Below are 26636 nucleotides of genomic sequence, written 5' to 3' on the forward strand. Positions count from 1 at the left end.
CCCGGCCGGTCGTCGCCGGTGCGGTTCAGCCGGCCAGCGGCATCCGGAACACCGCACCGACCTCCGCGGCGGCCTCGGCCGCCGCCTCGCGCTGGGCCAGTTCGGTCCAGGCCCAGCTGGCCAGGCCCGACAGTTCGGCGGACCACTGCTTGCCGTAGGTGCCCGAGGCCACCTGGCCGAGCCGCAGCCGCTGGATGTCGGAGGTACCGGCCGGCGGGTAGACGTGGGTGGCGTCGCGCAGGTAGCGCTCGATGTTGAACTCCGTCTGCAGGCCGCGGGCGGCGTGGATCTCCATCGCGTTGCGGGCCGAGTCCAGGGCGTACTCGGTGTTGACCAGCTTGGCGTTCATCAGCTCCGCGTCGCACGCCTTGCCGTGGTCCAGCAGATGGGAGGCGTGGTAGGCGGCGAGCTTGGCCGTCATCAGGCGGGACTGCATCTCGCCCAGCTTCAGGGCGATGTTGGGCAGCTGGGAGAGGGGCTTGCCGTAGAGCATCCGCCCCTCCGCGAACCGCACGGTGTCCTCGACGATCGCCACGTGGATGCCGAGCGCCACGGCGGCGAGGTTCAGTCGTCCGTACAGGGTCGAGGAGGAGTAGGCGACGTCCAGGCCCTGGCTCTCCCGGCCGAGCCGGTTGGCCACCGGGATCCGGCAGTCCTCGAAGAGGATCTCGCCGAAGCTGAAGCCGTGCAGGCCGCTCTGCGAGCCGAGCGTGCCGGTGCGGAAGCCGGGGCGGTCGCTCTCCACCAGGAAGGCGGAGAGGCCCCGGCTGCCCTTGCCGGTCCGGAACACCACGCCGTGCACGTCGCCGATGTGCGAGTTGCCGACGAACCACTTGCGGCCGTTGAGGACGTACTCGTCGCCCTCGCGCCGGGCGGTGCCGGTCATGCCGAGCACGTGGCCGCCGGACTCCGGCTCGGTGACGGCGATGGTCGGCAGTGACTCGCCCGAGGCGAACCTCGGGAGCCAGTGGCGGCGCTGGACGTCGTTCCCGAAGTGGATGACCTTGGCGACACCGAGCTGCGAGGCCTGGGCCATGGCGCCCATCGCGCCGCTGACCCGGGACAGCTCCTCGACGATCACGGTCTTCGCGAGGTGGCCGAGGCCCAGCCCACCGAACTCGCGGGGGATGGTGACTCCGATCCAGCCACGACGGGCGATCTCCCGGGACAGTTCGAACTCGACCCGGCGGTCGGCCTCCATTCTGGCCACCTGTGGGCGTATCTCCTTCTCCGCGAACTCCCTTACCTCCGCTCGGAGGTATTCGTGTCGCTCGTCGGTGAAGTAGTCCATCGCCATGCCCGGGTCCTCTCGGATCGTCTGGTGGTCGTGCCTCCGTCCGTGCAGCCGATCCGCTCCGGTCGCCCAGGCGTGGGGGTGGGTGGCGGCCGGTTGCCCCATTGCAGCCGGTGCGCGCGGAGTATCGGCGATGTCCAACGCTGCCCGAAGGAAACCACCGTTTTCGGCAGGGCTCATTGTCATATGTGGCTTGGTAGTGCTCCATAGTTGATCTTCGATTGGCGAGATCCTGATCATCCGAGTTCGACCGAGGATTGAGATGGCCGCAGGAGGGGGAAATGATCCAACCCGCTTTCCCGGGTCGACCACGTCGCCGTCCACATGCGCCTTTGACTGAGCATCAGCAAGCTGGATGTGGTGGGCCGGGAGCGCGGAAAGCGCCGCATGTCTGATTACATGTGCGCCATGACTGATGTGATGAGCACTCAAGGCCAGTTCCCGGGTGCCGCCGGGGAGTCCGAGCGGACCCGCAGGCTGCGCAGCCTGGGTCTCAACGAACCGACGGCGGACGAGGCCTTCGACCGCTTCGCCCACTTGGCCGCCAGCATCACCCGCGCCCCCATCGCGATGGTCAACTTCATCAACGACGAGCGCCAGATGTTCCGGGGGCTCTACATTCCGCCAAACTCCGCCGATGTCACGTCCGACGGAGGTGCCTCCTGGGCGGATCGCGGGATCGCCTTCGACCTCCCGACCCGCGAGATGCCGCTGAGCCACGGCTTCTGCCCGCACGTCGTCGCCCAGCGCTCGCCGCTCGCCCTGGACGACATCCTCGCCTACCCCCGGTTCGCCGGTAACCCGGTCGTCGACGAGCTGGGCGTCCGCGCCTACCTCGGCGCCCCGCTCGTCGACGACACCAACACCGTCATCGGCACCGTCTGCGTCCTCGACCGCGAACCCCGCCAGTGGGGACGCGAGCGGCTGCGCGACATCCAGCACCTCGCCGAAGCCCTGCTCTCCGAGATCCGGCTGCGCGACAACCTGCTCGCCCAGCAGCAGGAGATGTTCGCGGCCTTCGACGGCTCGCCCTTCCCGATCATGCTCACCGACGGCCCCGGTCAGGAGATCCGCTACGCCAACGCCCAGCACGCCGACATCTTCGGCGCCCCCGCGGCGTACGGCACGATCGGCCAGGCCTACCCGCAGCTCGGCATCGCCGGCCTCCAGCAGGCGGTCTCCGAGGCGTACCACACCGGCCGCACCACCGTGCTCAACGACGTCCGCATCCAGTCCGCCCGGCCCGAGGCCCAGCGGATCCAGCAGATCTTCAGCTTCACCTGCACCCCGTTGCGCACCGCCCGGACGGGCCAGGTCAACGGTGTGCTCACCGTCGGCATGGACGTCACCGCGCAGTCCCGCACCGAGGAGGAACTGGGCACGCTCGCCGCGCTCCTGGTCGACCGCCTCCAGCAGAACGGCGCCGCCCCCGCCGTCCGTCCGGGCCTCGGCGCCGGAGGGACCGGGCTGGTCCTCCCGGGCTGACACCGGGCCGGTACCACCGTGGCGGGGAGCCTCTCACCCCCGAGGAGAGGCTCCCCGCCACGGTGCCCATAGCGGCGCGGCCGGTCCCGGACGCCACCCCGCTCCTCCCGGCGCTTCCCCGCGCTTCCCCCGTTCCTCCCCTCTCCTCCCCTCTCCTCCTCGCGCCGGTCCTGGCGCGCAGCTCGCGGCCGAGCGCCGCCGACACCCGGCCCACCGTCGATTCCCGGCCGACCTCACCGACCGCCGTTCGTACCGGGCCCGTCCGGGACGGCCGTCCGGACGGCCACCGCCCGGGTGAACCGGCCGCCGGGCCCCCGCACCCGCGCCCCGCGCGACGGGCGGCGATGGTAGGCATGGGCCGCATGCAGTGGTTCGCGGCACCCGAGTACTGGCTCAGCAGACTGCTCGTGCAACGGCTGCTGGCCGCCGTCTACCTGACCGGCTTCCTCGCCGCCGCCCTCCAGTTCCGCGCCCTGATCGGCGCCGGCGGCATGCTGCCCGTGCCCCGCTTCACCGCCCGGGTCCCGTTCCGGCAGTCGCCCGGCCTCTTCCACCTCCACTACAGCGACCGCTTCTTCGCCGCCGTCGCCTGGAGCGGCGCCGCGCTCTCCGCCGCCCTCGCCGGCGGACTCGGCGACGCCGTCCCGCTCTGGGCGTCGATCCTCTGGTGGGCGGCGCTCTGGGTCCTCTACCTCTCGATCGTCAACGTCGGACAGACCTGGTACTCCTTCGGATGGGAGTCACTGCTGCTGGAGGCGGGCTTCCTCGCCGCCTTCCTGGGCAACGCCGACACCGCCCCGCCCGCGCCGGTTCTCTGGTTGATGCGCTGGCTGGTCTTCCGAGTCGAGTTCGGCGCGGGCCTGATCAAACTCCGCGGCGACAGCTGCTGGCGGGACCTGACCTGCCTGCGCTACCACCACGAGACGCAGCCCATGCCCGGTCCGCTCAGCTGGTTCTTCCACCGCCTGCCCGACCCGCTGCACCGCGTCGAGGTGGCCGCCAACCACGTCACCCAGCTCGCCGTCCCGGTCTGCCTGCTCCTCCCGCAGCCCGTCGCCACCTTCGCCGCCTGCGTCGTGATTGCCACCCAGCTCTGGCTGATCGCCTCCGGCAACTTCGCCTGGCTCAACTGGCTCACCATTGCCCTCGCCCTCGCCGCCGTCGACCCCGTCCGCCTCGGCCTCCCGGCCCACCCCCGGGCGTACGGTGCCGCGCCCGCCTGGTACGAGGCGCTGGTCCTGGCCCTCGCCGCCGCCGTCCTCGTCCTCAGCTACTGGCCGGTCCGGAACATGGTCTCCCGCCGCCAGGTCATGAACCGTTCCTTCAACCGCCTCCACCTGGTCAACTCCTACGGCGCCTTCGGCAGCGTCAACCGGCTCCGCCAGGAGGTCGTGGTCGAGGGCACGGACGAACCGGCCGTCACCCGGCACACCGTGTGGAAGGAGTACGGCTTCAAGGGCAAGCCCGGTGACGTGCGCCGTCTTCCGCGCCAGTACGCCCCCTACCATCTGCGGCTCGACTGGCTGATGTGGTTCGCCGGCATCTCGCCCGCGTACGCCCGGCCCTGGTTCCTGCCGTTCGTCGCCCGACTGCTGGTCAACGACCCGGACACCCTCCGCCTGCTGCGCCACAACCCCTTCCCCGACGCCCCACCGACCCACGTCCGGGCGACCCTCCACCTCTACCGGTTCACCGATTGGCGCGAACTTCGCGAAACCGGCGCGTGGTGGCACCGGACCGCGCTCTCCGAGTACCTCGCGCCGGTCGACCTCGCCGCCCTCGGCCGCAGCGGGTACCGCCCGCCGCTCGGGCACCGGCTCCGCACGGTGCCGACGGAGCGGATCCGGCGGCCGGGAACACACGGGGCGCCCACGCACCACCCGCCCGGCCGAACACCGGACCACCCGCCCGGCCCTCCCGAGTAGCGGCCAGGTGAGCGGTATGGCACGCCACACCCGACCGATGGACGGTGGGTGCGTGCAAGGCTCGAACGGGCACCCGTATTCTTGGCCTCCACAACAGGCAGCCCGACCGCGCACCCCTTGGCCCCTCCCGCCGGGGCCCCACGCGCACCCGGACCGCCGTCCCCCTCGACGCCAGCCCCGCCGCAGTCGCCCAGAACCGGACCTCACATGACAGTGCTTCACTCGCGCAACGCCGACGCAGCCGACGCCGCGGACGCCAAGGACGCCACCGACGCCAAGGACCTGGAGCAGACCCGCGGCCAGGCGGTCACCGCCGACACCGACCTCCGGGAAGAGCTCGGCCGGTACGCGGACCTCGGCGCCTTCACCCTCACCGCCGACACCCACGCCTGGTACGCGGCCGTCGACACCGTCGCCAGCCCCGAGGACGCCCGCGCGGCCTCCACCGTCCTCGCCGAGCTGCGCGGTCACGACCTCCAGCAGACCTGGGAGGACGTCACCGCGCTCGCCGCCGAGGTCAAGATCGACGCACCGGACACCGTCGGCAAGACCGCCGTCCTGGTCGAGATGCTGCAGCTCGTCCACCGGACCTCGACCATCCTCACCGGTGCCGCCTACGACGCCGACCTCGGCACCCTCGTCGCCGCCACCGCCGACCGGGCCTGGCGCCGTGAGCGGGGCGTCAAGCTCTCCTGGCTGCGCGCCCGCTCGCTGCGCAAGCAGGCCGCCGCCCTCGCCGCCACCTCCGGCCGACCGCGCCCGCAGGACCTGCACGAGGCACTCGCGTCGGCGGAGGTCGAACGCCGCGCCTGGACCGCCCTCGCCCCCGCCGGCACCCTGCCCGTCCCGCCGGCCGACGGCGCACTGGTCCACCGCACCGCCCTGGCGTTCGAGGCCATCAACACCGGCCTGCGCGACCTCGCCCGGCTGCTGCCCGGCCAGGACCTCGACGCGCTGTCCTTCCCGGACCTCGTCGACCTCGTCGACCGGCTCGCCGCGGACGAGGGCACCCTCTACCGCCTCCCCACCATCCGCACCCTGCGCGCCACCCTGGAGGACGCCGGCCTCGCCGACCTCCTCTCCGAGCTGACGGCCTCCCGCGCGGACCGCCGCGCTGCCGAGGCCGCCTACACCGCTCGCCAGGCGCTGGCCGGCGGCCAGCGCGACGGCCTCGCGGGCAGCGGCGAACCGGCCCCCACGGCGGAGGCCGAGGCGGCCGACGTCGAGACCGCCGGTGAGGCCGACGTCGTCGAGACCGAGGCCCCGACGGCTGCCGGGACCGATCTCGCGGACACCGAGACCGACGGCGTCGCGGACATCGCCGCCGAGGCCGAGGCCGGCGTCGATGAGTCGCCGGTCGAGGTCGAGGCCCCGGCCTCCGAGGCCCCGGGTACCGATGAGGCGGAGGCCGAGCCGGCTGTCGAAACGGCCGTCGAGTCGACCGTCGAGGAGAAGCCGCTCGTCGTCACTCTCCCCGCTCCGTCGCCGGCTGCCGATGACCTGGTCGGCGCCGCACCGGTGGAGCCTTCGGCCGCAGAGGTCGAGACGGTGACCGAGGAGACTCCCGTCGTGGAGGCCGAGGCCGAGGCCGAGGCCGCTGACGCCGACGAGACCCACGCCGAGGACAGGACGGCCGAGGACGAGACGGAGACCGAGCCCGTCGCCGAGCCGGTCGAGGAGGTCGCGACCGAGGTCGAGGCTCCGGCCGCCGCGGTGGTCGAGGAGACTGCGCCCGCCGTGGTCGAGGCCGAGCTTGTGGCCGAGGAAACTCCGGCCGTCGAGGCTCCGGTGGAGGTCGTGGCCGAGAAGGCTGCTGCCGTCGAGGTCGCGGTGGTCGAGGAGACTGCAGCGGTCGAGGCTCCGGCGGTCGAGGCTTCCGCCGAGCCCGTGGTCGAGGCTCCCGCCGAGCCCGTGGTCGAGGCTGAGGTTGTGGCCGAGGAGACTCCGGCCGTCGAGGTCGTGGCCGAGCTCGTGGTCGAGGCGCCGGTCGAGGCCGAGAAGGCCGAGGCTGTGGTGGTGGAGACCGCGTCTGTCGAGGTCGTCGTCGAGGCTCCCGCCGAGCCCGTGGCCGACGAGGCCGCGCCCGCCGTGGCCGTGGATGTCCCGGTCGTCGAGGCGCCGGTCGAGGACGTTGCTCCGGAGCCCGTCGTCGAGCCGGTCGTGGTGGCGGATGTCGTCGTCGACGCCGAGCCCGAGACGCCCGTCGTCGTGGAGCCCGCCGCCGTTCCGGCCGCTCGGCCGGCGAAGCCGGCGTTCACGCCGGGTCGCCCGGTGACGGCCTACTCCGCCGAGGAACTGCTCGCGATCGTGCGCTGGATCGACGGCGACGGGGTCGGGCGGAGCGACGAGGAACTGCTCCGGGCCGCGATGAAGGAGCTGGGCTTCGCCCGTCTCGGCCCGCGCATCAAGGACGCGCTGGGCACCGCCGTGACGGCGGCGCGCGCCTGACGACGGAAGCGCCAGGGCCCGGTGGAAGCGGTGGGTACCGCTTCCACCGGGCCCTTCCGTCGTCCGTGCCGCCGCCGTCCCGCTTCTCCGCGGGACGGCGGCCGGAGGAGCGTCAGCCGGCCTTGTTCCAGGGCTGGCTCGCCATCAGCGCCTTGACATTGGCGACGTAGCCCGGGTTGGGAATGACCAGGCTGCCCGTGGTCGCGCCGGTGGCCGGGTCGGTGACGGTGTTGTAGTGGACGTTGCCGGCGCCCGCGTTGTAGGCGGCGATGACCAGGTCCAGCAGCGGGGCCTTGCCGGTGGCCGCGTCGGGGGAGAGGTCGTACTTCCCGCCGAACGAGGAGTCGCCGTAGTAGGCGATCAGCCAGTCCAGCAGCTGGGTGCCGAGTTGCACGTTCCCGTTCAGTGTCTTCGGGTCCGAGGTGGTGCCGAACTTGCTGTTCATCCAGCTCACGGTGGCGGGCATGATCTGCATGGTGCCGATGCCGCCGTCGCAGGCGAGGATGCCGGACTGCCAACCGCTCTCCTGCCAGGCGATCGCCTTCACCAGGTTGACCGGGAGCGGCGGGAGCTTGTCGGTGCCGCCGTTGCTGAGGAACAGCGTCCGGGACGTGCCGGCGGCGGTGGTGAGTGCGGCGGCGACGGCTTCCTTGGGGTCGTCGGGCTGCGGCTTGGTCGGTGTGCAGCTGCTCTGCAGCGGCGGGACGTGCGGGGTCGCGGGCGCGGGCGGCGGCGGGGGCGCGACGGGACCCGGCTTCGCGGTGGGGGCGGGGGCGGCCGCGACGGCGGCCCCGGCCGGCGGCGCGACGGGCGCGGCGGCGGGCGGTGCCTGCGGTGCGGGCGTGGTCTCGGCGGGCCTGGCGCTGCTGGGCTTGGCGGCGTTCGTCGCCGGGCCGGTGCTCGGCGACCGTGTGGCGGTGGGGCTCGGCTTCGCGGACGTGCTCGTCGTGCTGCGCGGGGACGTGCTGGTGCTCGCGCTCGGCGTCGCCGGGGTGGACGCGGTCACGGACGGCGAGGCGCTCGGCGAGGCGCTCGGTGTGGGGGTCGGTGTCGCGGACGGCGAGGCGTCCGTGGTGACCGAGGTCGGTGTCGCGGACGTTCCCGTGGCCCGTTCGTCGGCCTGCTTGGTGCCGCATCCTGTCAGGAGCGCGGTGGACACGGCTGCCGCCGAGACCGCCACCAGCGCCCGCCGTGACGCTTTTCCGCGCACGGCACTCGCCCGTACTGCACTCACCCGCACTGCACTCACGTGCTTCCGTCCCCCCGTACATCACCGGCCGACCCGGTGAGAAGCCGACATCGTACGACGACCCGATCGTCCGACTGTCAGGCGGGGGAGGCGGCGTGCGCCCTGCCGCCGCGCCGGTCTACTGACCCGGCACCTGCCCGAGTTGGGCGGTGAGCACTTCCGGTGCCTCCACCAGGGACGGTCCGTACCAGGTGAGGTGGCGACCGCTCACCAGGGCGACCGGAAGGCCGGGGAACGCCTCCGGGCCGTCGTCGGCGGTGAAGCGGTAGGGCTCGTCGGGAAGGACCACCAACTCCGGCCCGGCGGCCAGCAGGTCGGGCAGCGGGACGGCGGGGTAGCGGTCCGGACCGTCGGCGTGCAGGAGCCGGACGCCGAGCCGGCCGAGCAGGTCACCGGCGAACGTGTCGCGGCCGAGTACCATCCAGGGGCGGCGCCAGATCGGCACGACGGCCGGGCGGGGCGGACCGGGCAGGGGCCGGACCGCCGCCCACGCGGACTCGGCGGCGTCCAGCCACACCGGGCGCGGCAGGCCGCAGCCGACCGTCAGCAGCCGGTGCAGCGAGTGGATCGCCTGGTCGAGCGTGCGGATGTCGGTGACCCAGACGGGCAGACCGGCCGCGCGCAGCGCGTCCAGGTCGGGCCGCCGGTTCTCCTCGTCGTTGGCGACCACCAGGTCGGGAGCAAGTGCCACGATCCGGGCCACGTCGGGGTTCTTGGTGCCGCCGATCCGGGTGACGGCCAGGTCGGCCGGGTGGCTGCACCAGTCGGTGGCACCGACCAGCAGACCGGGGTCGGTGGCGGCGAGCGCCTCGGTGAGCGAGGGGACCAGCGACACCACCCGCCGGACGGGTGCGGGACCGAGCGGAACGGTCAGACCCAGATCGTCGACCGGCACCGCACCCGCGGGCGCCGCTCCGGCCGACGCCGCGTCAGCGGGTCCCGTGCCCGCCGCTGTGGAGGGGGCGCCCGCTGAGGTCCACGGGGCGGAAGGGGAGGTCATCGCGCCACCCTAGACGTATCCGGAGCCGCCCGTCCGGGCAAACTCGTGGGAACCGCTCGGGCACCACGGCCGACTACCTGGTCCGGGTTCGTAGGACGGGCCCGAGCACGACCATTGACCAGGAGAGTTCTGATGCGCCCTCGCGTGTTCTGCGGTATCGCGGCCGCCGTCGCCCTGTTCGCCACCGCCTGTTCGAGCGACGGCGGAGGAAGCAGCGACGGTTCGAACGGCGGCGGTAGCGCACAGGCGACCGCCGCCGGCGCGTTCCCGGTCAAGGTGGCCGACTGCGCGGGCAAGGAGACCACGGTCAAGCAGGCTCCGAGGAAGATCGTCACCACCGACGCGGCCGGTCTGGAGATGCTGCTCCAGCTCGGCGCCGGCGACCGCGTGATCGGCACCGGCTTTCCGCCCGGCAAGGGAAGCCTGCCGGCCGCCGTCGCCGAGCAGGGGGCCAAGGTGCCGGTGCTCGGCGACGCCCTGATCCCCAAGGAGAAGCTGCTCGGCTCCGGTGCCGACCTCTACGTCGACACCTTCGGGCCGATGCCGATGATGGGCGCGGCCGGTGCCGGACCGACCGAGGAGGAGCTGAAGGCGGTCGGCATCCAGCACGTCCTGCTGCTCTCCACCGCGTGCGCCGGCACCCCGAAGGCGGCCAAGGGGCCCCGGACCGACCTCTCCGAGATCGAGAACGACATCCGCCGGCTCGGCGCGGTCACCGGGACCGTCGCCCGCGCCGAGGAACTGGTCGCCGCCATGGAGAAGCAGATCGGTGAGGTGCGAACCGCCACCGCCACGATTGCCGAAGCAGAGAGGCCCGGCTACTTCCTCTTCGACTTCGATGCCGGTACAAAGCAACCGATGGCTGTCTGCGGCAAGCAGGTCGCCAACGCGGTGATCACCCTGGCCGGTGCGCGCAACGTGTTCGCCGACTGCGACGCCGACTTCCGGCCCGTCTCCTGGGAGGACGTGGTGGCGAAGAACCCGGACTGGATCCAGCTCGCCGTGCGCAACCGCGGCAGCGAGGAGGCCAACCGGAAGGCCTTCGACGAGGCCGAGGCCTACCTCAAGGGCTTCCCGGCCACTCAGGGGCTGAAGGCCGTCCAGGAGGGGCACTTCCTGCGGATCGGCTCCGAGACCACCACCATCGCCGGGGTGCGCAACGCCGACACCGTCCGGCAGATCGCCGCCACCGTCCACCCGACGCTCGTCAAGAACGGGCAGTAGGCCGTGGCGTCGGCCACCGTCGCCGCCCGGCGCAGCCGCAGCCGTGCGCTGCGCGCCGGGCCGCTGGCGGCCGTCCTCACCGCCGCCCTCGTCGTGGCGCTGACCGCAGCCGTCTCGCTCGGCTCGGTGGACATCCCGCCCGGCGAGGTCTGGTCGGTGGTCGGCCGCCGGCTCACCGGGCAGAGCCCGGCGCCCGGCACCCGGGACCTCATCGTCTGGCAACTGCGCGTCCCCCGCGCCCTGCTGGCGGCCATGGTCGGGGCCGGGCTCGGCCTCGTCGGCACCGCCGTACAGGCGCTGGTCCGCAACCCGCTCGCCGACCCGTACCTGCTCGGCATCTCCTCCGGTGCCTCGCTCGGCGCCGTCGCCGTGATCGTCCTCGGGACCGGTCTGGGCCTGGAGATGAGCCTCGGGGGTATGGCCGGGCTCACCGTCTCGCTGGCCGCCTTCCTCGGCGCGCTCGCCGCGTTCTCCCTGGTCTGGCTGCTGGCCAGGCGCGGCGGCGGGTTCTCGCCGCTGCGCCTGGTGCTGGCCGGCATCGGCATCGGCCAGTTCCTCACCGGCCTCACCAGCTACCTGGTGCTGCAGACCGGCGACGAGCAGCAGACCCGGGGCGTGCTGTTCTGGCTGATGGGCAGCCTGAGCGGCGCCACCTGGGGGCAGCTCGTCGTCCCTGCCGCCGCCGTGGTCCTCGGGCTGGCCGTGCTCCAGGGCCGCGCCCGGGGGCTCAACGCCATGCTGATGGGCGACGAGACGGCGGCCGGTCTCGGCGTCGACGTGGTCCGGCTGCGCCGCGAGGTCTTCGCGGTCACCAGCGTCCTCACCGGTGTCCTGGTCGCCGTCTCCGGTGCGATCGGGTTCGTCGGTCTGATGGTCCCGCACGTCTGTCGCCTCCTGCTCGGCGGTGACCACCGCCGCCTGCTGCCGCTCTCCGCACTGACCGGCGCGGTGCTGCTCGTGATCGTCGACCTGCTCGCCCGGACCGTGCTGGACGGTCAGGAGGTGCCGATCGGCGTGGTCACCGCCCTGCTCGGCGCGCCCACCCTGCTCTACCTGCTGGACCGACGACTGGAGCGGAATTGAGAATCGCGGTCGAGGACCTGAGCGTCACCCTCGCGGGGCGGACGGTGGTCTCCGGCGTCCACCTGGTCGCCAAGGAGGGTGAGATCGCCGGCCTGGTCGGTCCCAACGGCAGTGGCAAGTCCAGCCTGCTGCGCACCGTCTACCGGCACCTGAAGCCGAGTGCCGGGCGCGTCCTGCTGGCGGGCCGGGAGCTGTCCGGGCTGACCCCGGCGCAGTCGGCCCGGCACATCGGGGCGCTGCCGCAGGAACGCGGCGGGGACTTCGAGCTGACCGTCCGCGAGGTGGTGGCGATGGGTCGAACCCCCTACAAGAAGGCGTTCGCCGGGGACGACGCCGAGGACCACCGGCTGGTCGACGACGCGCTGGTCCGGGTCGGGATGGCGGACGCGGATCACCGGCGGTTCGCCCAGCTCTCCGGTGGTGAGCGTCAACGCGTCCTCCTGGCGCGGGCGTTGGCCCAGCAACCGGACGTCCTGGTGCTGGACGAGCCGACCAACCACCTGGACGTCCGGCACCAGGTCGAGCTGCTCGCGCTGCTGCGCGAGCAGCGCCGTACCACGCTGGTCGCGCTGCACGACCTGAACGCCGCCGCCTCGGTCTGCGACCGGTTGCACGTCCTGCACCGCGGGACCCTGGTGGCGTCCGGGACGCCGCGGGACGTGCTGACCGCCGAGCTGCTGGCCGAGGTGTTCGGGGTGCGGGCGGCGGTCGTCGAACACCCGCTCACCGGTGACCCGTTGATCGCCTTCGACCACCGTACGCCCGCGGGCGCACCCGGCCGGGGGGCCGCGGACCTCGGCAAGGCCGGCCCGGCGGACTCGGACCTCGTGGCGCCGGTCGCGCCGTTACCCCTCGCGGCAACGGCAACGGCAACGGCAACGGTAGGCGCAGGGGCGAGGTGGAAGCCGGGCCGGAAGTCGAACCGGAAGTCGGCTCTGGAGCCGAGCCTGGAGCCGGGGCCGGCGACGCTGCCGGCCCCGGCTGAGCCTCAGGAGGTCTCGTAGTGGCTCGGCCGGTCGTTGCGCTCGACGAGTCGGCCGACCTTCGCGGCCTCCTCGCTGCGCATCAACTCCCAGCCGCCGTCCTGGCGGTGGAGCACGGAGGAATGCCACGGGGTCATCCACACGTCGGAGTGCTCCAGCAGCCGGATGCCGAACTTCAGCACGCCGGCCTTCTGCGGGTGGATGGAGAGCCGGAACGACCGGGGGTGCTGCTCGGCGATCAGGTCGCCCCAGGCGCGGCTGCGCTGGATGACGCCGTAGGCGCGGGCGCGGCAGTCGCGCTGCAGGGCGGACTTGGTGCCCTCGAAGCCGAAGGTGTCCTCGGTGAGGAAGCGGGTGATGCCGCGATAGAGCTTGGCCGTCTCCTCGTCGGTCAGGATCTGCTCGCGCAGCTCCTCCTTGGTCGGCGCGTACTTCTCGTGCACCCGGGCGCGCTTCTCGTCGAAGGGCAGGTCGCCGAGGACGGCCCGCAGGTCGAAGGTGGCGAGGTGGGCGAGACCCTCGCGCTCGATCATCGCGGTCAGTGCGTCGGAGTACTCGTCGATGTGGTCGTCGGGGACGTGGATCAGGTCGCCGAAGATGTGCCCGTCCGAGCAGATCAGGATCTGCGCGCCCGGCTCGTAGAGCTTGCCGATCTGCTCGCAGAGCCCGTTGAGGAAGGTGAGCGAGAGCCGCTCGCCCTCGTCGGGCAGGTGGCTGAGCACCTTGGCGAGGTTGGGCGACTTGCACGGGAAGCCCGGCAGGGTGAACAGGATCGGGTCGCCGGCGGTGATGAAGTCCGCCAACTGCTCCAGCTGGAGCGGGAAGTCTTCGGGCGTGGTGTCGATCTCCGGGTCGGAGGCGCGGCGGTGCGGCAGCAGCAGGTCGACGATCTCGGCGGAGATGCGGGCGACGGTCTGAGCGTCCGGTGCGGTGTACCCGGATCCGGTGTCGCCGGTCCGGGTGCTGCCGGACTGGGCGTTGCTGGGCTGGGAGTTGCTGGTGACAGTGCCGGCGGACGGCATGCTGGTCCTCCACGGAACGGTGTACGGGCTTCGGGCAGGCGGAGCCACGCCCCGGCGACGGTCGCCGGGACGCTGTGGTGGATGCCGGACGGTGCTGGGGCGGACCGGTCAGGACCGCTTGTCGTAGGCGACCGGGAGCCGGTTCACCCCACGGGCCAGGACGGCGGGCACCCAGGCGAGCGAGTCGATCTCCTCGCCGTCGGCGGCCGACGGCCGGAGCCCGGGCAGACGGGTGAGCAACGTGCCGATGGCGATCTGGAGTTCGGCCCGGGCCAGGGACGCGCCGGGGCAGAAGTGGATACCGTGGCCGAAGGCCATGTGGGCGTTGGGGGAGCGGTCGAAGTCCAGGACGTCGGCGTCCGGGAACTGCTCCTCGTCACGGTTGGCGGCGTTGAGCGAGATGATCACCGAGTCGCCGGCCGGGACGGTGGTCCCGTGCAGGTCGCTGTCCTCGGCGAAGAACCGCCAGGTGGTCAGCTCGAACGCGCCGTCGTAGCGGAGGAGTTCCTCGATGGCGCGGGCGAGCAGCCGCGGGCCGGCGGCCTGGTCGCCGTCGTCCGCGGTGAGCGCGGTCCGCAGCCGGTCGAGCTGCTCCGGGTGGCGCAGCAGGGTGATCAGCATGGTGGTGATCTGGTTGGTGACCGGCTCCTGGCCGGCGACCAGCAGCTGGAACACCATCGAGTCGAGCTCCTCGGGGCTCAACTCGCCGGCGTCGCACGCCGTGACGAGCCGGCCGAGCAGGTCCACGCCGGGTCCGGCGGGGTCGTAGGTCGCGCGCTTGTGCGTGACCACCTCGGCGATGTAGTTCTGCAGGCCGTGCAGCCGGCCCTCGTACGCCGGTCGGCCCGGGTCCTGCGGGCCGACCGGTTGCACCACCTTGCCCCAGTCGCGGTCGAAGCGGACGGCCAGCTCCTGCGGCAGGCCGATCACCTCGGCCAGCACCCGGAACGGGTAGTGGGCCGCGAAGCCCGCCACCAGGTCGGCGCCGCCGGCCGGGGCGGTCTCCGGCAGTTCGTCGATCAGGGCGTCGGCCAGCTCCTGGATGCGCGGGCGCAGCGACTCCACCCGGCGCGGTGAGAAGGCGTCCAGGACGAGCCGGCGCATGGTGGTGTGCTTCGGCGGGTCCTGGTGGAGCAGGTGCACCTGGAGCTGCGAGTGCTGCGGCTCCGGCATGATCGAGGCGAGCCTGAGCCACTCCTCGTTGCCGAGGTCGTGGTTCTTGCCGAACCGGGGGTCGTTGAGCGCCTCGTGCGCGGCCTTGTAGCCGGTCACCAGCCAGGCGCCCACACCGCTCGGGAACTTCACCCGGTGCACGGGGCCGGCGGCGCGCATCTGCCGGTACAGCGGATAGGGGTCGCTCTTGTACTCCGGCCCGTACAGCGGGACCGGATCGGGGAGCTCGTCGTAGCCGAACGGGCAGCGCGACGCGTCGGCGGCGGGTGCCGTCGACGTCGTCTCTGCCGCGCCGGTCTGGCCGGCCGAGGCCGGGTCGTGGACGGTGTCGGTCATGCGGGTGTTTCCTCCGGTCGGGATCTGTGGTGCGCAGGAGGAGGTGCGACGGTGGTCACACTCTGCTGCGGATCGTCCGGTTGGTGCTGGTGGTGCCGGTGGTGCTGTCGCCGCCGGTGGCTCCGGCGGCGCGGTGGTGCAGGGTCAGGAGGACGACGGCGAGGGCGGTGAGCAGTCCGGCGAGCAGGAGCCCGGCGTGGATCCCGGCGACCTCGGTGGTGCCGTAGAGCGTGGCGGCGGTCCCGAGCGCCGGGCCGAGCGCGAACCCGAGGCTGCGGGCGAGCTGGACGGCCGATCCGGCGGTGGCCATCTGCTCCCGCGGGGCGGAAGTCATCACCAGGGCCTGGACGGGGCCGCCGTTGAGGCCCATGCCGATACCGGCCACTGCCAGGCGCCAGGCGATGTCGGCCGAGGACCAGCCGGTATCCACCGGGACGAGCAGCAGGAGGCCGAAGGCGGTCACGGCGGCGCCGGTCAGCGCGGTCGGGCGGGCTCCCCAGCGGTCGGCGAGCCGTCCGCCGAACCGGCCGGCCACCACCATGCCGAGCGGGAAGGCCAGCATGGTGACTGCCGTTCCGGTCGCGCTGACGCCGTCGTCCCGGCGCAGGTACTGGGCGAGCAGGTAGTGGTTGGCGGCGAACCCGGCGGCCAGCGCCAGTACCGATCCGTTCACGGCGGCGGTGCCGGAGGCCCGCATGACGGCCGCGACCGGCTTCCCGCCGGGCCGGCGCAGCCAGAACAGCGTCAGCGGCACGGCCGGCAGCAGGAGCAGCAGCCAGAGCGGGGCCTCGGGCGCCAGGGTGAGACCGAGCAGGACGGCGGCCACCGCCGAGCCGATCAGCGCGGCGTCGCCCAGGGTGCTGCGGTCGGGCAGTCGCAGGCGCCCGCCGAGCGGGGCGTCGCGCCGGGTGATCAGCCAGGCGGCCAGACAGATCGGCAGCTTGACGAGGAAGATCGCCCGCCAGCCGACGTGGTCCAGCAGCAGGCCGCCGATCACCGGGCCGAGGACCGCGCCGAGCGGGCCCAGGGTGGCGGGCACGCTCATCGCGCGCCCGCGCAGCTCGGGCCGTACGGCGGTGGCGGCCAGTACCGGCATCAGGACGAACAGCACCGCGCCGAACGCGCCCTGGGCCAGCCGGGCGGCTATCAGCCAGCTCGCCCACGGTGCGGCGGCGGCCAGCGCGCTGCACAGGGCGAAGCCGCCGAGGGAGAAGAGCAGCGCGGAGCGGATGCCGACCTGGTCGAGCCACCGCCCGGCGGGAAGCAGCAGGGCCACCAGGGGGAGCTGGTAGCCGAGCACGGCCCACTGGGCGGTGGTCGAGGAGACGTCGAGGGCGTCGGCGATGTCGGTGAGCGCGAGGTTCACGACGTTCATGTCGAGCATCGCGACGAACGAGATCAGCCCGGCGGCCAGGACCAGGCTCCACCGGTCCTCCGACCGCGCCGGGTCGTCACCCGCCTTGCTGGTGGCGGGCGACTGCTGCGCTGCCATGGGTCATCCTCCGTCCGTTCCCCGTGCCGTCCGGACACCACCTCGGCGGCGGTGTCCGGTACAGCAGTCGGAGGCACACGAGGGTGAGTTCCGAACAGGTGAGGGATTTTTATGACTTGGCCGGATCATGGCGATCGTGGCCGATCTTGTCCGCCCGGGGGCCTCCGGACGCGCCGGAGGGCGGCGCACGGCGGGGAGTCCCGCCGTGCGCCGCCCTCCGGAGGCGCGGTACTGGCGTCGGTGCGGTGCCGGCGGTCGGCCGACGTGGTCGGTGCCGGTGGCGTGCCGACCGCTTCAGCAGGCGGCGGCCAGCTCGGCGGGCGCTCCCGGAGGCGCGTCGCCGGTCTCGGCCGCCCGCAGACGGGCTATCAGCTCCTCCCGGGCCCGTGCCACCCGGGAGCGGACGGTGCCGACCGGGCAGCCGGCCACCTCGGCGGCCTCCGCGTAGCTCAGCCCGACGACCTGGGTGAGCACGAAGGCCTCGCGCCGCTGGGCGGGCACCCGGTCCAGGAGGTCGCCGAGCGCCACGCCGTCCTCGAAGCCGGCGGTGGGCGCGGTGCCCTGTCGCTCGGCGGCCTCCTGCCAGTCCGGCAGCGCGGCGCAGCGGGGCCGGGCGGCGGCGGTGCGGTAGCGGTCGATGACGGTCCGGCGGGCGATCGACAGCAGCCAGGTGCGGGCGGAGGACCGTCCGGCGAACCCCGGCAGGCTGCGCAGGGCCCTCAGGAACGTCTCCTGGGCCAGGTCGTCGGCGGACTGGACGTCGGTGAGGTGGGCGACGAACCGCCAGACGTCCCGCTGGGTGGCCCGGACGAAGGCCTCGACGTCGGCGGGCCGGCCCTCCCGGGCGGCCAGGGCGAGCGCGGTCAGCTGTTCGTCATCCACGGCGGCCTCCCACCCGGGCGGTCGCACGTCGGAGCGGGTGCGGGACGATGGTCACATGAGATGCGCGCAACTCCGTACCGCTCTGTCCGCACGCCTCGACGGCGAACCCGCCGGTGTGCCGGACCGTCGGCTGGACAAGCACGTCGCGCGCTGCGCGGCGTGCCGGGACTGGCTGGAGCAGGCGGAGCGACTGCGCGGCCCACTGCTCGCGGACCGGACCGACGGACCCTCCGACGACTGGTCCGCGGGGCTCCTCGCCCGCCTCGCGGCGGAGCGCGGCGACGCGGACCGGGGAGACGCGGGCCGGGGCAGTGCTGGATCGGGCCGTCCCGGGCAGGGGGACGACGGGCGGACGCGGTAGGACGGTGGCGCCGGACGAGGCCGGTGCGCCGTCGTAGTCAGGCATGGAAGGTCCTGAGGGGAAGACAGGGGCGGTGCCGCTGCGGGCGGCACCCTCGGCGTCGGTGGGCCGGTCGTGCCACGTCGCCCCGCACGACTGCGGGGGCGGCGGCACGTGCCGGGCCCGGGCCCTGGCGGCGCGGCGGCGCCGGACGCATTCCGGAGTAGCGGTACTCGGGAGTGCGCGGTGTCCGGCGGAACGGCGCAGGGCGACCTGCCCGTCGCGCCCCGGACACCGGTGGTGTCGGGGAAGGCGGCGGGCGCGTCAGCGGGCGAGCGCGAGGACCGGCGGACCGCGTCGGACCAGGGCGTGCGAGAGCAGCACCAACCGGGGCGGCCGGGTCCGGTGGCCGGCGGTTCTCGGTGCGGTCGGCGGCCGGAGGCCGACCGGACAGCCGAACAGGGCCAGCAGCGGCACCAGCAGTGCGCCCGCCAGCACCGAGCCCAGCGAACCGAGCAGTTCGAACAACCGGGCCAGGGCCGCCTCACCGCGCCAGAGCAGCAGCGCACAGGCCAGCGCGGCGAGCACGTGGGCGGTGATCATGCCGGGCGTCATGCCGTGCGCGGCCATGTCGTGCGCCGCCGTCCCGTGGGCCGCCAGACCGTCCCCGGACGTCGCGGCGCCGGACAGCGCGGACGGGTCCGCGGTGGTCGCCGCGCCGTGCGCGTGGTGCTGGACGGCTGCCGTCGTGACGGCCGGTGGCACCGCCGGGTCGAGTCCGGCCATCCGGGCCAGGTCGTCCGGCGAGAGGCCGGTGGGAGAGGCTTCCGGATTGCAGAGCAGCAGCGAGGCCCAGTCGGTCCCGGCCAGTCGGCCGAGCCCGCCGCCCCCGGCGAGCGTTCCGGCCTGTTCGAACGTCAGGTGGAGCGCGGTCTGCGCGGCCACCATCCAGACGCTGATCAGGCCGAGCCCCCGCTGTCGCCCGGCCAGCAGCCAGGTGAGGCCGAGGGTGAGACCGAAGGCGCCCGCCAGTACCGGGGGGGAGATCCCGACGCCGGCCATGGCGACGTGAGCCGCGGCGGCCAGCGCTACGCAGAGCGCAGCGAAGACCACGGCGCGCAGCGAGCGGATCCGGTCGGTCATCACGATGACACTCATCGTCGCACCCGCCTCCGTCGGCCAGTACCGCACCCTCGGGTATTGGCCGGTTCCGCCCCCGTCCCGCCACGTCCGACCACCACGGGCACCGCTGTCCCGGGCAAGCCGTTCGGGCACTACCGCCCTGTGCGGGCGGCGGGAACGGGTGGGGTGGCCGGGGGCCGTGCGGTGGCTGGTTCATGACGGTACGGACGTCCCGCTTGCGACGTCTGTGCCTGAATACCCGTTAGTCGTACCAGCAGCACGGTTTGACAGCTTCCTTTCCGGTACGTACTAGATGTGACCCCGCGATGTGACCCCGCGCACACGGGGTGTGAGGGGGCAGGAGGACAGGCATGAGCACCGCCGCCACACCCGACGCCGAGGCCGCACCCGAGGCCGCACCCGAGGCCGACACCGGGGTGCCCGGCGCCGGCGTCCCCGCCGTGGATCTCGCCGACCCCGCGTTCTGGCGGCTGCCCGCCGCCGTCCGCGCCGCCGCCTTCGCCGAACTGCGCCGCCTCCCCGCCCCGGCCCGGTTCGGCGGACCCGGCTCCGGGCACCCCGGCCACGGCTTCCACGCCCTCGTCCGGCACGCCGACGTCGTCGAGGCCGGCCGCACCCCCGCCGTCTTCCTCAGCGGACCAGGCGTCACCACCCCCGAACCGGCGCGCTGGGTCCGGCTGCTGTTCGGGGACTCCATGGTCAACCTGGACGACCCCCGCCACGCCCAGCTGCGCCGCATCGTCTCCCGGGCCTTCACCCCGCGGCTGATCTCCAAGGTCGAGGACGACATCCGGCGGGTCGCCGCCGACCTCGTCGACCGGGTGGAGCGCGAGCGCCCCGAGGACTTCGTCACCGCGGTCGCCGCCGAGCTCCCGTTCCAGGTGATCTGCAACATGATGGGCATCCCCGAGGAGCCCCGTCGCGTGATCCTCGACCAGGTCAACCACGCGTCCGAGCACACCGGCGTCGCCCGCCCGCTGCGCGCCCGGCTCCGGATGCCCGGCCGCGGCCTGCTGGCACTGGCCCGGATGCAGGGCATGGTCGCCGACCTCGGCCGCGAGCGTCGCCGCCGCCCCGCCGACGACCTCGTCACCGCCCTCGTCACCGCCGACGTCGACGGCCGCCGCCTGACCGGCCGTGAGCTCGGGGCCTTCTTCTCCCTGCTGCTCGTCGCCGGCGTCGAGACGACGCGCAACGCGCTCGCCCACGGCCTCCACCTGCTCACCGCCCACCCGGAACAACGGGCCCTGCTCGTCGGCGACCTCGACCGGCACCTCGGCGGGGCGGTCGACGAGATCGTCCGCCACGCCACCCCGATCATCCAGTTCCGCCGGACCCTGGCCGTCGACCACCGGCTCGGCGGCCCCGACGGCCCGTTGCTGAGGGCCGGGGACAAGGCGGTGCTCTACTTCGGCTCCGCCAACCGCGACGAGACGGTCTTCGCCGACCCGGACGCCTTCGACATCACCCGCAGCCCCAACCCCCACCTCGGCTTCGGCGGTGGCGGACCGCACTACTGCCTCGGCGCGCACCTCGCCCGGCAGGAGATGAAGGTGCTCTACCGGGAGCTGTTCACCCGCCTGCCCGGGATCCGCTCGGTCGGCGAGCCGGAGCTGGTCCCGTCCAGCTTCGACCACCGGGTGCGGTCGCTGCGGTTCACCTTCTGAGCGCCCTCCGGGCGCGCTCGGAGGGCGCTCCGGACGTCCCCCGAGCGTCCCCCGAGCGTCCTCTGAGCGCAGGCCACGCAGGCCACGCCGGCCACGGCGCGCGGGTCAGCCGCCGGTCGGGATGCCCCGGTCGGTCTTGACCTGCTTCATCGTCAGGTGGGAGTTGACCTGGGCGATCCCCGGCAGCCCGGAGAGCACGTCGGTGATGAACCGCTCGTACGCGGCGATGTCCGCCACCGCGATCCGCAACAGGTAGTCCGGCTCCCCGAACAGCCGGTGCGCCTCCACCACCTCCGGCAGCTCGGCCACCCGCCGTTCGAACTCCGCCACCGTGACCTGGTCCTCGTGCCGCATGGTGATCGTCACGAAGGGCTGGAAGCCGCGGCCGACCGCCGCGCCGTCCAGCAGGGCCCGGTAGCCGCGGATCACGCCGTCCTGTTCCAGCTGCCGGACCCGGCGCAGGCAGGGCGAGGGGGTGAGGTCGACCCGGGCGGCCAGTTCGGCGTTGCTGAGACGGCCGTCCTGCTGGAGCTCGTGGAGGATTCTGCGGTCAATTCGGTCCATGGCGCAATATTCTGCCAAAAGGTGGTGAAGGCGGGCACGAAGTAGCCATCGCGTGCCAGGCCGAACCGGCTACCGTCAGTGACCGCAACCCGCCCGGCCGAGCACGACAGGTCACCGCCATGGACACCCGCGCCCTCCTCCTCTTCCTGGGGGTCGACCTGCTCCTGGTCTGTACGCCCGGCCCCGACTGGCTCTACATCGCCGCCCGCGGCCTCGGCCAGGGCCGGCGCGCCGCACTGACCGCCGTCGCCGGGGTCTGCGCCGGCTACACGGTCCACACCCTGCTCTCCAGCGCCGGACTGGCCGCGGCCCTGCGGGCCGTCCCCGCGGCCCTGCCCGTCCTCCGCGTCACCGGGGCCGTCTACCTGCTGGTCCTCGCCGCCACCATGCTGCTCGCGCTCCGCCGCGGACGGGGCGGCACCGCCCTCGCCGCACCCCGGCCGCAGCCCACGGCCACGGTGCTGCGCCAGTCCGCTCTCACCGCGCTGCTCAACCCCAAGGGCCTGCTGCTCTACCTCTCCCTGGTGCCGCAGTTCGTCGACCCCGCCGCAGGGCTGCCGGTCGGCGGCCAGGTGCTCGTGCTCGGCACGCTCAACGTGCTGGCCTGCGCCGTCGTCTACGGGCTGGTCGCGCACGCCAGCGGACGGCTCGGTGGCCGCTTCGGCGCCGACCCGGCCGCCGCCCGCCGGATGACCGTCGTCTCGGCGGTCCTGCTGATGCTTGTGGCGGGTGTCACGGCGACCGCCTGAGGACGGGAGCAGAATGCGCTCATGACAGACCGTTCGACGCCCTCACCGTCCGGCCCCGGTCCCGTGCCCGTCGGGGACCGGCCCACCGCCGATGCCTGGGCCGCCCTCGGGGGGCCGGCGGACCTGCTGGAGCGGGTCGCCTTCCACGGCCCCGACGCGGTGCTGCCCTCCCGACTCCCCGTCCTGCGCCTCGCCCGGGCCACCGTCGCCGCCTGCTCGCTGGCCGCCGCCGAACTCGCCGCGCTGCGGTCCGGCGGACCGGTACCGGAGGTCGGGATCGACCACGGCGCCGTCGCCACCGCCTTCGTCAGCGAACGCCACCTGCGGATCGACGGCCGGACCCCGGTCTCCTTCGCGCCGCTCTCCGGCTTCTGGCAGACCGCCGACGGCTGGCTCCGGACCCACGCGAACTACCCCCACCACCGCGAGCGGCTGCTCACCGCCCTCGGCCTGCCCGCCGACACCGGGCCCGAGCGGCTCGCCGCGGAGCTGCGGCAGCGGCCGGCCGCGTCGGTCCAGGAGCGCGCGTACGCGGCGGGGGCGCTCGCTGTCGCCGTCGCGCCGGTCCGGGAGACCGCGCTGCCGCTGGTCGAGTCCCGGGTCGTCGACGAGGCCGCCCCCCGGCCCCTGGGCCCCGCCCCGCTCCCCGCCGCCGGGATCCGCGTCCTCGACCTCACCCGGGTCATCGCCGGACCGGTCGCCACCCGCACCCTCGCCCTGCTCGGCGCCGACGTGCTCCGGGTCGACCCACCCCGGCTCCCCGAGGCCGAGGACGCCCACGTCGACACGGGCCTCGGCAAGCGCTCCACCCGCCTCGACCTCGCCGACCCCGCCGACCGGGCCGTCCTGGAGACCCTGCTCGCCACCGCCGACGTCGTCGTCACCGGCTACCGCCCCGGCTCCCTCGACGCCCACGGCCTGGCCCCCGAGGCGCTGCTCGCACGCCGCCCCGGGCTGGTCGTCGCACAGCTCAACGCCTGGGGCTGGACCGGACCCTGGTCCGGCCGGCGCGGCTTCGACAGCCTGGTCCAGGCAGGCTTCGGCATCGCCGGGATCGAGGCCGGCGCCGACGGCCGCCCCGGTGTGCTGCCCGCCCAGGCCCTCGACCACGGCACCGGCTACCTGATCGCGGCCGGGGTCCTGCGGGCCCTCACCGACCAGCGCACCACCCGCCCGGGCGGCCGCCGGCTGCGCTACTCCCTGGCCGGCACCGCCTCCTGGCTGCTGGAGGGCATCGCGCCCACCGCCGACCCGCGCGTCCTCCCGAACGACGAGCCGTACGACCCGGCGCGCTGGATCACCGAGGCCGACTCGCCGTACGGGCGGCTGCGCCACGCCCTGTCGCCCGTCGCGTACGCGGGCGCCCCGGCGGGGTGGTCGCGCCCGCCGGGGCGTTGGGGGACGGACGCCCCCGCCTGGCACTGATCCCCCGATCCGTGGATCGGCCCCGGCCCCGGGTGGGGTCGGGGCCCGGGCGTCAGACGCCGGAGGGGATCCGGCCGGCCGTGCTCCGGACCTGGAACGCCGTCACGATCTCGACCAACCCGAGGATCACCAGCCAGCACCCGGACAGGATGGTCAGCGCGGTGATCGAACCGACCGGCCAGACCATCAGCAGCACGCCCGCCAGGGTGTTCGCGACCCCGGCGACGGCCTGCCAGCCGCGGGCGGGCATGGACGCGTCCGAGATCACGGCCGCGAGCTGGGTGATGCCCCGGAACAGCCAGCCGATGCCGATCCAGATCGCCAGCAGGAGCAACGACCGGGCCGCGCTGCGGAAGCAGAGCAGGCCCAGCAGCACGCAGATCGCCCCGCTGATGAAGGCCAGCACCCGCAGCGCCGTCGTGGCGTGCGTGCCGAACGCCGCGACCAGCTGGACGATGCCGATGACCAGCAGGTAGAGGCCGAACAGGACACCCACCACCAGCAGCGTCTGCTCCGGCCAGACGAACACGATGATCCCGAGGCCGAGCGAGACGAGCCCGGCGATCAGCAGGACCTGCCAGGCGGCCTTGGCGAGCAGTCCGAGCGGACCCCGGACCGGGGAGCCGTCGGGAGTGATGATCGGGGAGACCACGGTGGCGTCCTCCTGGGGGAGCGGAGCGGGTCGGCGTTCCTCACGATCTCCGCGTGTGCCGCGCACCGCCCGCCGGATGCACCCGTTCGGGGGACCGGCCCGGCTCAGGGCGCGGCCGTTCCGCACCGCCGCCGTTTCCCCCCGCGGCTGTTTCCCCTAGGCCACCGGACGTCCACCTCCGCCTCGCCTCGCGTCGATATCGTCCGGCGATATGACTTCTGAAGGGTGGGGGACCCCTCCGGTCGAGCCGATCAGCCAGCACTACATCGTCTGCGGCGGAAACGCGCTCGCCCACCGCCTCACGCTCGAACTCGTCGAACACTACGAAGTGCCCGTGGTGGTCCTGGTCCCGGACCGGACCCGCGACCACGCACCGCAGATCGAGCAGCTGGACGGGGTCGCCGCCGTCGTCGAGTACGCCGGCGTCACCGAGGAGGCGTTGCGCGCCGTCCGGGTCGAGACCGCGCGGGGCATCGCCCTGGTCGAGGGCCGCGACCAGGAGAACATCCACGCCGCGCTCTCCGCCCAGGGCCACAACCCCGACATCCGCATCGTGCTGCGGATGTTCAACCAGCGGCTCGGCGAGAACATCGAACGGCTGCTCAGGAACGGCACCGCGCTCTCCGGCTCCGCGACCGCCGCGCCCGCCTTCGCCGCCGCCGCGCTCTCCCGCCCCAACTCCGTCCAGGTCGGCGACCGCTTCCTGCACATCGCCTACGACGACGACATCGACTCCCACCGGATCTGCGTCGTCGCCGACCGGATCGACCGCCAGGACCTCGGCCGCACCCGGCTGCTCCCCGAGCAGGAGGGCGACTCGGCGTCCTTCGTGCGGCTGGCCAGGGAGTTCGGCGACGACGGGCCGATCCGCTCCGGCGCCGCCGCCCGCCGGGCCGCCGGGGCGGAGGGGGCCGCCGGGACGACCGGGAGCGGGGACGGGGCGGGAGATCGGGCCGGGGACGGGGACACCGGCCGCGAGTCCGCCCGGGAACCTGCCCCCGAGGCCGCCGAGGCCGTGGAGTCTGCGGAGGCCGTGGAGTCCGCCGAGGTCGCCGCCGACCGGGCCGCCGAAGCCGAAGCCGAAGCCGACACCGCCGCCCGCGAGGTCGCCGGGGCCGCCGCCGAGGGTCGCGGCGGGGTCGCGGCGCTGCAGACCCTGCCGAGCGAGCCCCCGGTCCGGATCGCCTGGTGGCGCCGGCTGCGCTGGCGGCTGCTCGACACCCTCCGCTTCTTCACCAGCGCCCGGCTCCGGCTGGTGCTGATCACCGCCCTGGCCGCGGTGCTGCTCGCCTTCGGCCTGCTCTGGTACCTCAATCGCGACTTCGGCTGGTCGCTGTACGTCTCGCTGCTCGACCTGGCCGGCGCGGCTCAGCCGGACCAGCCCGCCGACGCCGCCGCCGGGACGGGCACCGGCGGCACCTGGCAGCGGATCGCCCAGGTGGTGATCACCTTCTGCGGGATCACCTTCGCACCGGTCGCCACGGCCATCATGGTCGAGGTCCTCGCCTCCGGACGGCGCGGCCAGCCCCGCAACCCCGGCGCCGGCACCCGCGACCACGTCATCGTGATCGGCCTCGGCAACGTCGGCACCCGGGTGGTCGCCCAACTGCACGGCCTCGGCGTCCCGGTGGTCGGGCTCGAACGCGACCCGCAGGCCCGCGGCATCTCCGCGGTCCGCGCGCTGGGGGTCCCGGTGGTGGTCGACGACGGTCCGCTCGCCGAGCAGCTGCGCCGGGCCCGGCTGAAGCGCAGCCGGGCCGTGGTCGCGGTCAGCGGCGACGACGCGACCAACCTGGAGGCGGCCCTGGAGGCGCGCGCCGTCCGGCCCGATGTCCGGGTCGTCGTGCGGCTCTTCGACGACAACTTCGCCCATCACGTGTACGCCACGCTGGACAACGCGGCGTCCCGCTCGACGTCCTACCTCTCGGCGCCCGCCTTCGCCGCGGCCCTGATGGGGCGTGAGGTGCTCGGCACCCTGTCGGTGTTCCGGCACGTCCTGCTGATCGCCGAACTGCGGGCCGAGGTCGGCAGCGGCCTGATCGGCCTGAACCGGCACGACCTGGAGGACCCGGGGGGTGTCCGGGTCCTCGCCGTCCGGCTGGCCCGCAGCCCGCAGGTGTACCACTGGAACTACGCGGACCGTACCCGGGGCCTGGAGCCGGGCGACCGGGTCGTGGTCGCCGCGACACGCAGCGGACTCGCCCGGCTCAACACGGTGCCGGGGAACGCGGGCGGCGGTCGGGCGACGGCCGAGCAGCAGTCGGACCGGTGACCGGCGACCGCTGACCGGTCGGCCGCCGGGCAGCGGCCGGCGGCCGACGGCGCCCGTGAACCGCCGGCCGCCGCACGCCGGTTGCCAGCGGTCGTCAGTTGTCAGCGGTGGGTGAACGACGCCGGCCGCTTCTCGGCGAACGCCGCCATGCCCTCCTTCTGGTCGGCGGTGGCGAAGACGGCGTGGAAGAGCCGCCGCTCGAAGCGGACGCCCTCGGCGAGGGTGGTC

General features: G+C 73.9%; 21 protein-coding genes and 1 pseudogene. 11 read left to right on the forward strand and 11 right to left on the reverse strand.

Features of this window, described 5'->3' with window-relative positions; translation table 11 throughout:
- Nucleotides 1–25: 25 nt before the first annotated feature.
- Nucleotides 26–1297: an acyl-CoA dehydrogenase family protein gene (locus tag PUR61_RS13540; protein ID WP_380355478.1), complete on the reverse strand. Its 1272-nt coding sequence runs from the start codon at nt 1295–1297 to the stop codon at nt 26–28.
- A gap of 405 nt (nt 1298–1702) precedes the next feature.
- Here PUR61_RS13540 and PUR61_RS13545 point away from each other — a divergent pair, with 405 nt between their 5' ends.
- The 3 genes from PUR61_RS13545 to PUR61_RS13555 all read left to right on the forward strand — a co-directional run bounded on the left by PUR61_RS13545 (nt 1703) and on the right by PUR61_RS13555 (nt 7152).
- The gene (locus PUR61_RS13545; RefSeq protein WP_329879064.1) at nt 1703–2779 is read left to right on the forward strand and encodes a GAF domain-containing protein; all 1077 of its coding nucleotides are present in this window, start codon (nt 1703–1705) and stop codon (nt 2777–2779) included.
- 362 nt (nt 2780–3141) lie between these two features.
- Entirely contained in the window at nt 3142–4704 is a 1563-nt protein-coding gene (locus PUR61_RS13550; RefSeq protein WP_329879083.1) for a lipase maturation factor family protein, read from the forward strand.
- Between the two features lie 207 nt (nt 4705–4911).
- On the forward strand, nt 4912–7152 hold the full coding sequence (locus tag PUR61_RS13555) for a hypothetical protein (protein WP_329879065.1): 2241 nt from the start codon (nt 4912–4914) through the stop codon (nt 7150–7152).
- A 112-nt stretch (nt 7153–7264) separates the two neighbouring features.
- On the opposite strand, the gene PUR61_RS13560 is transcribed toward PUR61_RS13555, so the two are convergent.
- Nucleotides 7265–8311 (reverse strand): lytic transglycosylase domain-containing protein, encoded by a 1047-nt coding sequence (locus PUR61_RS13560; RefSeq protein ID WP_329879066.1) that lies wholly within the window; start codon nt 8309–8311, stop codon nt 7265–7267.
- Between the two features lie 208 nt (nt 8312–8519).
- Entirely contained in the window at nt 8520–9401 is an 882-nt protein-coding gene (locus tag PUR61_RS13565; RefSeq protein WP_329879067.1) for a helical backbone metal receptor, read from the reverse strand.
- A 132-nt stretch (nt 9402–9533) separates the two neighbouring features.
- Between PUR61_RS13565 and PUR61_RS13570 the strand changes: the two genes are divergently transcribed.
- The 3 genes and pseudogenes from PUR61_RS13570 to PUR61_RS13580 form a co-directional block, all read left to right on the forward strand.
- Entirely contained in the window at nt 9534–10625 is a 1092-nt protein-coding gene (locus PUR61_RS13570) for an ABC transporter substrate-binding protein (RefSeq protein ID WP_329879068.1), read from the forward strand.
- Nucleotides 10626–10628: 3 nt separating this feature from the next.
- Entirely contained in the window at nt 10629–11708 is a 1080-nt protein-coding gene (locus PUR61_RS13575; RefSeq protein WP_329879069.1) for a FecCD family ABC transporter permease, read from the forward strand.
- Nucleotides 11705–12496, forward strand: a pseudogene (locus PUR61_RS13580) (ABC transporter ATP-binding protein); the annotation flags it as partial. The gene PUR61_RS13575 and the pseudogene PUR61_RS13580, both read left to right, overlap by 4 nt.
- Nucleotides 12497–12696: 200 nt before the next feature.
- On the opposite strand, the gene PUR61_RS13585 reads toward PUR61_RS13580, so the two are convergent.
- The 4 genes from PUR61_RS13585 to PUR61_RS13600 form a co-directional block, all read right to left on the reverse strand.
- Nucleotides 12697–13713 carry an isocyanide synthase family protein gene (locus PUR61_RS13585; protein WP_329879070.1) on the reverse strand — a complete coding sequence of 339 codons (1017 nt, stop codon included), beginning with the start codon at nt 13711–13713 and terminating at the stop codon, nt 12697–12699.
- A 108-nt stretch (nt 13714–13821) separates the two neighbouring features.
- Nucleotides 13822–15222, reverse strand: coding sequence for a cytochrome P450 family protein (locus tag PUR61_RS13590; RefSeq protein WP_329879071.1), 1401 nt, complete (start codon nt 15220–15222; stop codon nt 13822–13824).
- A gap of 55 nt (nt 15223–15277) precedes the next feature.
- Nucleotides 15278–16714 carry an MFS transporter gene (locus PUR61_RS13595; protein WP_329879072.1) on the reverse strand — a complete coding sequence of 479 codons (1437 nt, stop codon included), beginning with the start codon at nt 16712–16714 and terminating at the stop codon, nt 15278–15280.
- Nucleotides 16715–17008: 294 nt separating this feature from the next.
- Entirely contained in the window at nt 17009–17596 is a 588-nt protein-coding gene (locus tag PUR61_RS13600; protein ID WP_329879073.1) for a sigma-70 family RNA polymerase sigma factor, read from the reverse strand.
- A 55-nt stretch (nt 17597–17651) separates the two neighbouring features.
- On the opposite strand from PUR61_RS13600, the gene PUR61_RS13605 reads away from it, so the two are divergent.
- The gene (locus PUR61_RS13605; RefSeq protein WP_329879074.1) at nt 17652–17957 is read left to right on the forward strand and encodes a zf-HC2 domain-containing protein; all 306 of its coding nucleotides are present in this window, start codon (nt 17652–17654) and stop codon (nt 17955–17957) included.
- Between the two features lie 303 nt (nt 17958–18260).
- On the opposite strand, the gene PUR61_RS13610 is transcribed toward PUR61_RS13605, so the two are convergent.
- Complete coding sequence (locus PUR61_RS13610; RefSeq protein ID WP_329879075.1) at nt 18261–19094, reverse strand: hypothetical protein; 834 nt, start codon at nt 19092–19094, stop codon at nt 18261–18263.
- Between the two features lie 335 nt (nt 19095–19429).
- Here PUR61_RS13610 and PUR61_RS13615 point away from each other — a divergent pair, with 335 nt between their 5' ends.
- Nucleotides 19430–20746 carry a cytochrome P450 gene (locus PUR61_RS13615; RefSeq protein WP_329879076.1) on the forward strand — a complete coding sequence of 439 codons (1317 nt, stop codon included), beginning with the start codon at nt 19430–19432 and terminating at the stop codon, nt 20744–20746.
- 105 nt (nt 20747–20851) lie between these two features.
- On the opposite strand, the gene PUR61_RS13620 is transcribed toward PUR61_RS13615, so the two are convergent.
- Nucleotides 20852–21310: an Lrp/AsnC family transcriptional regulator gene (locus tag PUR61_RS13620; protein ID WP_329879077.1), complete on the reverse strand. Its 459-nt coding sequence runs from the start codon at nt 21308–21310 to the stop codon at nt 20852–20854.
- Nucleotides 21311–21429: 119 nt separating this feature from the next.
- On the opposite strand from PUR61_RS13620, the gene PUR61_RS13625 reads away from it, so the two are divergent.
- Together PUR61_RS13625 and PUR61_RS13630 are read left to right on the forward strand one after the other, a co-directional pair.
- Nucleotides 21430–22059: a LysE family translocator gene (locus PUR61_RS13625; RefSeq protein WP_329879078.1), complete on the forward strand. Its 630-nt coding sequence runs from the start codon at nt 21430–21432 to the stop codon at nt 22057–22059.
- 21 nt (nt 22060–22080) lie between these two features.
- On the forward strand, nt 22081–23484 hold the full coding sequence (locus PUR61_RS13630; protein ID WP_329879079.1) for a CoA transferase: 1404 nt from the start codon (nt 22081–22083) through the stop codon (nt 23482–23484).
- Nucleotides 23485–23536: 52 nt separating this feature from the next.
- Here the strand turns inward: PUR61_RS13630 and PUR61_RS13635 are convergent, their stop codons facing one another.
- Complete coding sequence (locus PUR61_RS13635) at nt 23537–24136, reverse strand: HdeD family acid-resistance protein (protein WP_329879080.1); 600 nt, start codon at nt 24134–24136, stop codon at nt 23537–23539.
- A gap of 211 nt (nt 24137–24347) precedes the next feature.
- Here PUR61_RS13635 and PUR61_RS13640 point away from each other — a divergent pair, with 211 nt between their 5' ends.
- The gene (locus PUR61_RS13640) at nt 24348–26408 is read left to right on the forward strand and encodes an NAD-binding protein (protein WP_329879081.1); all 2061 of its coding nucleotides are present in this window, start codon (nt 24348–24350) and stop codon (nt 26406–26408) included.
- 101 nt (nt 26409–26509) lie between these two features.
- Here PUR61_RS13640 and PUR61_RS13645 read toward each other — a convergent pair.
- Nucleotides 26510–26636: enoyl-CoA hydratase-related protein (locus tag PUR61_RS13645; protein ID WP_329879084.1), on the reverse strand; the 127-nt coding region annotated here is incomplete at its 5' end.

Origin of the sequence: Streptomyces sp. BE20 (assembly GCF_036322525.1) — a bacterium.
Taxonomy (GTDB): Bacteria; Actinomycetota; Actinomycetes; order Streptomycetales; family Streptomycetaceae; genus Kitasatospora.

Excerpts from the sequence above, each read along its gene's own strand:
- PUR61_RS13590 (WP_329879071.1), bottom strand. The coding sequence starts at position 15,222 with ATGACCGACACCGTCCACGACCCGGCCTCGGCCGGCCAGACCGGCGCG.
- PUR61_RS13630 (WP_329879079.1), top strand. The coding sequence starts at position 22,081 with ATGACAGACCGTTCGACGCCCTCACCGTCCGGCCCCGGTCCCGTGCCC.
- PUR61_RS13625 (WP_329879078.1), top strand. The coding sequence starts at position 21,430 with ATGGACACCCGCGCCCTCCTCCTCTTCCTGGGGGTCGACCTGCTCCTG.
- PUR61_RS13555 (WP_329879065.1), top strand. The coding sequence starts at position 4,912 with ATGACAGTGCTTCACTCGCGCAACGCCGACGCAGCCGACGCCGCGGAC.
- PUR61_RS13615 (WP_329879076.1), top strand. The coding sequence starts at position 19,430 with ATGAGCACCGCCGCCACACCCGACGCCGAGGCCGCACCCGAGGCCGCA.
- PUR61_RS13565 (WP_329879067.1), bottom strand. The coding sequence starts at position 9,401 with ATGACCTCCCCTTCCGCCCCGTGGACCTCAGCGGGCGCCCCCTCCACA.
- PUR61_RS13550 (WP_329879083.1), top strand. The coding sequence starts at position 3,142 with ATGCAGTGGTTCGCGGCACCCGAGTACTGGCTCAGCAGACTGCTCGTG.
- PUR61_RS13640 (WP_329879081.1), top strand. The coding sequence starts at position 24,348 with ATGACTTCTGAAGGGTGGGGGACCCCTCCGGTCGAGCCGATCAGCCAG.
- PUR61_RS13595 (WP_329879072.1), bottom strand. The coding sequence starts at position 16,714 with ATGGCAGCGCAGCAGTCGCCCGCCACCAGCAAGGCGGGTGACGACCCG.
- PUR61_RS13610 (WP_329879075.1), bottom strand. The coding sequence starts at position 19,094 with ATGAGTGTCATCGTGATGACCGACCGGATCCGCTCGCTGCGCGCCGTG.
- PUR61_RS13545 (WP_329879064.1), top strand. The coding sequence starts at position 1,703 with ATGACTGATGTGATGAGCACTCAAGGCCAGTTCCCGGGTGCCGCCGGG.
- PUR61_RS13540 (WP_380355478.1), bottom strand. The coding sequence starts at position 1,297 with ATGGCGATGGACTACTTCACCGACGAGCGACACGAATACCTCCGAGCG.
- PUR61_RS13620 (WP_329879077.1), bottom strand. The coding sequence starts at position 21,310 with ATGGACCGAATTGACCGCAGAATCCTCCACGAGCTCCAGCAGGACGGC.
- PUR61_RS13585 (WP_329879070.1), bottom strand. The coding sequence starts at position 13,713 with ATGCCGTCCGCCGGCACTGTCACCAGCAACTCCCAGCCCAGCAACGCC.
- PUR61_RS13605 (WP_329879074.1), top strand. The coding sequence starts at position 17,652 with ATGAGATGCGCGCAACTCCGTACCGCTCTGTCCGCACGCCTCGACGGC.
- PUR61_RS13570 (WP_329879068.1), top strand. The coding sequence starts at position 9,534 with ATGCGCCCTCGCGTGTTCTGCGGTATCGCGGCCGCCGTCGCCCTGTTC.